The organism is Roseibium sp. TrichSKD4, from assembly GCF_000148725.1.
GTDB lineage: Bacteria > Pseudomonadota > Alphaproteobacteria > Rhizobiales > Stappiaceae > Roseibium.
Genome location: NZ_GL476302.1, coordinates 12,824 through 19,718, shown reverse-complemented (window position 1 = coordinate 19,718; position 6,895 = coordinate 12,824). Strand labels below are relative to the sequence as shown.

General features: G+C 53.2%; 6 protein-coding genes, 1 tRNA gene and 1 pseudogene. 5 read left to right on the top strand and 3 right to left on the bottom strand.

Annotated elements, in window-relative coordinates; translation table 11 throughout:
* Window positions 1–26 precede the first annotated feature (26 nt).
* Window positions 27–224: pseudogene (locus TRICHSKD4_RS28830) on the top strand (zinc ribbon domain-containing protein); the annotation flags it as partial.
* 553 nt (window positions 225–777) lie between these two features.
* On the opposite strand, the gene TRICHSKD4_RS02405 reads toward TRICHSKD4_RS28830, so the two are convergent.
* Window positions 778–862 (bottom strand) — tRNA-Leu (locus TRICHSKD4_RS02405).
* A 67-nt stretch (window positions 863–929) separates the two neighbouring features.
* Window positions 930–2,435, bottom strand: a complete 1,506-nt coding sequence (locus TRICHSKD4_RS02400; RefSeq protein WP_256377385.1) for an NAD(P)H-hydrate dehydratase — start codon at window positions 2,433–2,435, stop codon at window positions 930–932.
* Window positions 2,436–2,857: 422 nt separating this feature from the next.
* Between TRICHSKD4_RS02400 and TRICHSKD4_RS02395 the strand changes: the two genes are divergently transcribed.
* The 4 genes from TRICHSKD4_RS02395 to TRICHSKD4_RS02380 all read left to right on the top strand — a co-directional run bounded on the left by TRICHSKD4_RS02395 (window position 2,858) and on the right by TRICHSKD4_RS02380 (window position 6,375).
* Window positions 2,858–3,196, top strand: coding sequence for a P-II family nitrogen regulator (locus TRICHSKD4_RS02395; protein WP_040616038.1), 339 nt, complete (start codon window positions 2,858–2,860; stop codon window positions 3,194–3,196).
* A 107-nt stretch (window positions 3,197–3,303) separates the two neighbouring features.
* On the top strand, window positions 3,304–4,713 hold the full coding sequence (gene glnA / locus TRICHSKD4_RS02390) for a type I glutamate--ammonia ligase (RefSeq protein WP_009465800.1): 1,410 nt from the start codon (window positions 3,304–3,306) through the stop codon (window positions 4,711–4,713).
* Window positions 4,714–4,867: 154 nt separating this feature from the next.
* Complete coding sequence (locus tag TRICHSKD4_RS27840; RefSeq protein WP_050763315.1) at window positions 4,868–5,698, top strand: winged helix-turn-helix domain-containing protein; 831 nt, start codon at window positions 4,868–4,870, stop codon at window positions 5,696–5,698.
* Window positions 5,699–5,805: 107 nt separating this feature from the next.
* Window positions 5,806–6,375 carry a putative Tat (twin-arginine translocation) pathway signal sequence gene (locus TRICHSKD4_RS02380; RefSeq protein ID WP_009465797.1) on the top strand — a complete coding sequence of 190 codons (570 nt, stop codon included), beginning with the start codon at window positions 5,806–5,808 and terminating at the stop codon, window positions 6,373–6,375.
* A gap of 95 nt (window positions 6,376–6,470) precedes the next feature.
* On the opposite strand, the gene TRICHSKD4_RS31495 is transcribed toward TRICHSKD4_RS02380, so the two are convergent.
* On the bottom strand, window positions 6,471–6,895 hold a 425-nt coding region (locus TRICHSKD4_RS31495; RefSeq protein WP_247642770.1), incomplete at its 5' end, for a P1 family peptidase.

Below are 6,895 nucleotides of genomic sequence, written 5' to 3'. Positions count from 1 at the left end.
GGGACTACATCTGATCCAAGGAAAGCATGATCCACTCATATCGCTCGAAATCTGGGAAGCGGTTCAGGACAAACGCGAGAGGCGCGCTAACGCGCCAGCCAGAAAAAGACATCAATCGAGATTTTCCATTACGAGGCTTTGTCTGCTGCGATGATTGTGGCGAACCCTATACAGCAGGTTGGTCCAAAGGTCGTCACAAGCATTATCCCTATTACCTCTGCGATACAAAGGGATGCGCCAGTTATCGCAAGTCAATTCAACGGGATAAGATCGAAGGCGGGTTTGAAGTCATGTTGCAAACCATGCAGCCAAGCCGTGAATTGTTTGAACTGTCCTTCGCGATCTTCCAGAAAATCTGGAGCCACCACGAAGAACGGGCAGCCAGCAAAAAGAAAAGCATACAGAGCGAAATACGCAAACTGGACAAGCAGCAAGAGCAATTTCTGGATCGTATCGTCGATGCCAACAATCAGTCAGTCACAGCAGCCTATGAAAATCGCATTGAAGAACTGGATCGCAAGAAAGCCCGTCTGACAGATCAAATGAACAGATCTCATAAGCCAAACGGCAGCTTCAAGGAAATTTATCGAACCGCTTTCGCCTTCCTCGCAAATCCCTGTAATCTTTGGGCTTCTGACAAATTGGAAGACAAGAGAGCGGTAGCTAAACTCGTATTTGCGGACACCCTTAGATACAAGAGAAATGAGGGTTATCGAACCGCAAGAACCTCTAACATATTCAATATGTTAGAGGACATAACCATGGAAAAATCTGAAATGGTGCGGATGGAGGGACTTGAACCCCCACGCCTTGCGGCACCAGAACCTAAATCTGGCGTGTCTGCCAATTTCACCACATCCGCTGTGGGCTCTAGGGCGTTTCGCCGGAGCGCGGTCTCTATAGCACCAGCATCTGGCAAAAGGAAAGGGTCATGACAGTTTTTTATTACCCGTTCCCTCAGTCTTTTCCACAAGCTCAGCAATAACCGGCCTGAGCGCTGGGGAAAGGTCTTCGGCAATGAGCCCCGGACCAGCTACCTGCCCCGCTTTTCCATGTAGCCAGACAGCCATCGCGGCGGCCTCAAAGGCTGGCATGCCTTGGGCCAATAGTCCGCATGTGATTCCGGCCAGCACGTCACCAGAGCCCGCCGTTGCCAACCAAGGTGGCGCATTGTCATTGATCGCTGCAAATCCATCAGGACCGGCAATAACCGTATCGAGGCCTTTCAATACAATCACAGCACCACTGCGGCTTGCGGCCTCACGAGCCGCGCTGGGCTTGTCCATTCCGGCTAGTTCTGGAAAGAGGCGCGCAAACTCGCCGCTGTGAGGCGTTAGAACGCACTCCCCGGCGGACTGGTGGATGAGTTCAAACAAACTGTTCGTGTGCTCCGCAAAGCTTGTCAACGCATCGGCATCCAGCACCAGTTGCCGACCAAACTCCAAAAGGGTGCTGACTTGGACACGCGTCTTCTCGCCAACCCCGTATCCAGGCCCGATCAAGCACGCGTTGAACCGAGGGTCCTTCATCAGAGACCGAAGCCCCTCTTCGCCGTCCACAGCCTTGAGCATGATCGCTGTGAGGTGTGTGGCATTGACCATGACAGCCGACGGCGGAGAAGCAACAGTAACCAACCCTGCCCCGGCCCTCAGAGCTGCCATGGCGCCAAGACGGGCCGCACCAGAAGTGGTTATACCGCCACTGAAGTCCACGACATGGCCACGATCATATTTATGGCCGTCAAGTGTGGGTGCATTCCATGCACTTCGCCAAAGCTCCGGTGCGTTTCGGATCGTGTTGGGCACGATGGTCTCAAGCACTCCCTTTTCGATGCCGATCTGAGCCAACTCGGTTTGACCGCAGAGCGTCCGACCCGGGAAAAGAAGGTATCCAGGTTTCAGCCGGAAAAAGGTAACCGTCGCGCTTGCGTCAATTGCCGTTCCCATCACTGCGCCAGACGCGCCGTTGATCCCCGACGCAAGATCAACTGCGAGTACAGGTTTTTCGGACGCATTCACCGCAGACACCAGCTCCCGTACGTCTCCTTCCAGCGCTCGATCCAGTCCAGCTCCGAACAACGCATCGATTACAAGGTCTGCTTCGCTCAGGTGCTCCGAAAGTGAGCAGGTCGAAAGTGTTTTTACCGGAAGGTTTAGTGACTGATAGGCCAGCAAAGCATCGCCGCGCAGTTTGGCGGGATCTCTGAGGGCGAGCACCGTGACCTGCAATCCGTCGTCGGACAAAAGCCGCGCTGCAACATAACCATCGCCGCCGTTGTTTCCCGGCCCGCATAACACGAGAACGTTCTTCTGCTGCCCCAATAGGCGTTTGGCGGACGCTGCAACGGCGGCACCGGCGCGTTCCATCAAATCTTCACCGGCAATACCACCTGCAATTGTCAGACGATCCGCCTCGCCCATTTGAGCTGGTGTCAAAAGCGCTAAACCGTCTAGCCTACCAATGTCACAATTCACCCTGCGCCCCGCCTATGAGAACTCAACCAGCTAACCCAAAATACATTCCCTTTGTATCATTGGTGGCATAGAGGGCGAGAGTGTCAGGAAACCAAATCAGCATCGAAATTCCTCTCAATCAACCAATTATGCTCACTTAGTAGGCGTTTTGCGTAATATTTAATCACATCCTCCACTTTTGCTAACCAATCAATTGATCAATCTTCAGGCACGTTGTTGCCAAACCCTCGATATTCTGGTGGCTCGCGCGAGATTTCACGCCCCTGTCATAAATTGGCATGCTTCCTGCTAACAATATCGCGACCGGGCAGACAAGCGCGATGCGGCATTGACCAACACGCTGTTGCTCACACGCCAAGCAAGTTGGAGAGAGACACAAGGTGATGAAAAAGATCGAGGCGATCATCAAGCCCTTCAAACTGGATGAAGTGAAGGAAGCTCTTCAGGAAGTTGGCTTGCAAGGCATCACGGTCACTGAGGCCAAGGGTTTTGGCCGCCAAAAGGGCCACACTGAGCTTTACCGCGGTGCGGAGTATGTCGTTGACTTCCTGCCGAAGGTCAAAGTCGAGATCGTTCTGGGCGCTGACATGGTAGAAAAGGCCGTTGAGGCCATTCGTAACGCTGCCCAAACAGGCCGCATTGGAGATGGCAAGATTTTTGTGTCTTCCATCGAAGAGGCCGTTCGGATCCGGACCGGAGAATCCGGCACCGACGCGATTTAACCCCACCGCACACAAAACACCCCAATTGGGTTCATCAGCCGTGCCTCATTTTTAGGCTGCACCGAACCCGTAAAAAACCAACCTTTCTAGTAATAGGGAAAATCCAAATGACGACAGCCGCTGACGTGCTGAAGGAAATTCAGGAAAAAGACATCAAGTACGTTGACCTGCGCTTTACCGACCCGCGCGGAAAGATGCAGCACGTAACCATGGACGTTTCCCTGGTTGACGAAGACATGTTCGCCGAAGGCGTTGCCTTTGACGGCTCTTCCATCGCAGGCTGGAAGGCTATTGACGCTTCCGACATGATGCTGATCCTTGATCCGGAAACTGCACATATCGACCCGTTCTTTGCCCAGTCCACGATGGTCATCATCTGTGACATCGTCGACCCACGCACCGGCGAAACCTATAACCGCGACCCGCGTTCAATCGCAAAGAAAGCAGAAGCCTACGTGAAGTCCGGCGGTTTCGGAGATACAATCTTCTTCGGTCCGGAAGCTGAATTCTTCATGTTTGATGATGTTCGCTTCTCTTCTGATCCGTACAACACCGGTTTTTCCGTCGACAGCACCGAGCTGCCGTCCAATACCGGTTCTGAATACGAAACAGGCAACCTTGGTCACCGTCCGCGCACCAAAGGTGGTTACTTCCCGGTTCCGCCGATCGACAGCGCACAGGACATTCGTTCCGAAATGCTCTCTGTCATGGCTGACATGGGTGTTCTCGTTGAAAAGCACCACCACGAAGTGGCTGCTGCTCAGCACGAACTTGGCATGAAGTTCAACACACTGACCACCTGCGCCGACCACATGCAAATCTACAAATATGTGGTTCACCAGGTCGCGCATGCTTACGGCAAAACGGCAACCTTCATGCCGAAGCCTGTCTTTGGTGACAACGGCACCGGCATGCACTGCCACCAGTCCATCTGGAAAGACGGAAACCCGCTGTTCGCTGGCAACCTTTATGCCGACCTCAGCGAAATGTGCCTGTACTACATCGGCGGCATCCTGAAGCACGCCAAGGCCCTGAACGCCTTCACCAACCCGTCAACCAACTCCTACAAGCGCCTGGTTCCAGGTTATGAGGCTCCGGTTCTGCTGGCTTACTCCTCTGGCAACCGTTCTGCGTCTTGCCGTATCCCGTTCACGTCTTCGCCGAAAGCAAAGCGTGTAGAAGTTCGCTTCCCGGATCCGACAGCCAACCCGTATCTGGCATTCGCAGCTCAGCTGATGGCTGGCCTTGATGGTATCAAGAACAAGATCCATCCGGGCGATGCCATGGACAAGAACCTTTACGACCTGCCGCCAGAAGAATTGGCTGAAATCCCGACAGTTGCAGGCTCGCTGCGTGAGGCTCTTGAATCTCTCGATGCAGACCGTGAATTCCTGAAGGCTGGCGGCGTGTTCGACGACGACCAGATCGACGGCTACATCGAGCTGAAGATGGAAGAAGTAGAGCGCTACGAAATGACCCCGCATCCGGTCGAGTACGACATGTACTACTCTGTCTAATCCTTCAGCGGATCAGAAATAAGAAAACCCCGGTCATCTGGCCGGGGTTTTTTGTTGGGCGTACAAACACCGTTCCATTCGAAACCAGCAGCGTCCACCTTCCTTAGACCAAAAGCCACGTTCGGCAGAATGAGATCCGAAGTTAAAGTCTGGCATGGCCAGAACCATGATTTCCATTGCTTTGATTTGCCTCGTCAGTGCGTTGCTTCTCGCACTGCGACCCAATGCATGGGTCAAGGCGACTGCAACCGCCGAGTACGCCGCAACCCAATTGGCGTCCGACGCCACCAATACCGAACATATCAGTTGGCAGTTGGCCAAAGACAAAGCACTACTGCGCACTATCATTTGGGACAGACGTGGTTCGCGGCTCTACCCGCCTGAAACGGCTATGGTGCCAACGACCTATAATGTGTCTGAGGACACGATCGAGAGGATTGCGCATTTTCAAGCCCAAGTCAGGCAAGGCGATTGGCAAGTCTTTGACGAAGAAGCAGGCCACATGCTGTTTTGCCAATCCACACCTGCAGTATGCCTGATCTACGATCAATCCGCCTTGGAGGAGGTGCTTGACCTTCTTCCCGGAGCCTTGGGCGCAAATACCTGGGATTTAGCTGCAATTGTCGCGCTCCTTGTCTTTGGCCTACCAGCTGGAACCTATGGGGTTTGGGTGTGGCAGAGAAAATCTGGAGATGACGCGTCGAGGCTACGAATAAACGCAGACCGATACACTGCACTTTATGGCGGACGTGAAGTCCCTCTCACACAGCGTGACTTGAAACTTCTTCAGGCACCGGATAGCCGGAATGGTGGCGTCGTGACAAAAGATGAGCTCTATGATGCGGCGTGGGGACGCGAGTATATGCCGAACTCTCGTACCCTAGATCAACATGTCATAACCCTTCGCCGCAAACTCGATCCAGACAAAACTCATCCTGTTTTGATCGAAACAGTCAGAGGTGTCGGCTACAAACTTGTTCAATAGCGAGAGTTTTTGCACTTCCCTTGCAGTTAAATTGCACAGTTCTCACACACCAATTTCTTCAACACCGTACCCCTCCTCTCATGTCGGATCAAAGGACAGCCGACCATATGAAAGAGGAGGATGAATTGGGAACATTGACACGCCGCGAAGGATTGGCAGCTATCGGAACAGCTGTCACAGCTGTTGCTCTGGGAGCAAATGCAAGTAAAGCGGATTCCAGTGCCGCAGCAAGTTTTGATCAATCAAATATCAGGTGGAACACAATCGAAGGTGTTGAGCACCTGTCATATCATGTCTTGAACGTCGATCGTGACCTCAAGGTAGTAGACGTTTTGTTCAAGTTTGCTGCCAATGAAAAAATCGTCCTGCACAAGCACCATGCGGATTACAGCACTTTTATCATTCAAGGGGAACTCCGACTGTATGACGCAGAAGGTGAGCTGACCGAAATTCGCCCAACAGGGAGCTTTGTACAAAAACCTGGAGGCGGCGCGCCACACACCGAAGGTGGTGGAGATATGGACTGTATCGGCTGGTTCAGCAACAAGGTGACAGATGGCTTGATCTACGAAATCTTGAGCCCACAAGGTGAAACCATCGGTATGTTTGGTCTGGATGAGTTTGACGCGTTGATGAAAGCACAGGAAGAGCCAGTGCAGCCCGTTGTTCCAGACTAAGGTCGTTTAATAATCCGATCCTGCTACATTAAAGAACTGGGTTGTGGGCACCTTTTACCCGCAACTCCTTTCAACGTCTTCGGTTGCGAAATGCACTAATTGGCAGCCAACCAATCCGCCAGACTTGGTCTTTTCTGGCGTCCTCGGCCACGCATGGCAGAGGATGCGATCATGGAGTTGAGGACGGCTTCCTGAGTGGTCTCGGCAGCTGCCTTGAATAAAGTGTCGATCTTGCTTTCCGCAAGACAATCGCGCACCACAAAGTCACCCTTCTGATTGTGCACCACCTTCTGCGCTGTGGAGAAGGCCAGCGCGATGTCACCACTCCCGTTGCCGTAATAAGCCCCAAGACGGGCCAACCCTGCCCCGCCACGGCGGGCAATCCGTTTCAGTTGGCGACTGTCCAGCGGCACATCCGTGGCCATCACGATTATGACGGAACCACACTCTTCTGCTTGCTTCACGTCCTTCGGAGATGGCTTGCGACCATCGGGTAAAACCAGATCACGCGGCTTGCCGA

Excerpts from the sequence above, each read along its gene's own strand:
- TRICHSKD4_RS27840 (WP_050763315.1), top strand. The coding sequence starts at position 4,868 with ATGGCCAGAACCATGATTTCCATTGCTTTGATTTGCCTCGTCAGTGCG.
- glnA (WP_009465800.1), top strand. The coding sequence starts at position 3,304 with ATGACGACAGCCGCTGACGTGCTGAAGGAAATTCAGGAAAAAGACATC.
- TRICHSKD4_RS02395 (WP_040616038.1), top strand. The coding sequence starts at position 2,858 with ATGAAAAAGATCGAGGCGATCATCAAGCCCTTCAAACTGGATGAAGTG.
- TRICHSKD4_RS02380 (WP_009465797.1), top strand. The coding sequence starts at position 5,806 with ATGAAAGAGGAGGATGAATTGGGAACATTGACACGCCGCGAAGGATTG.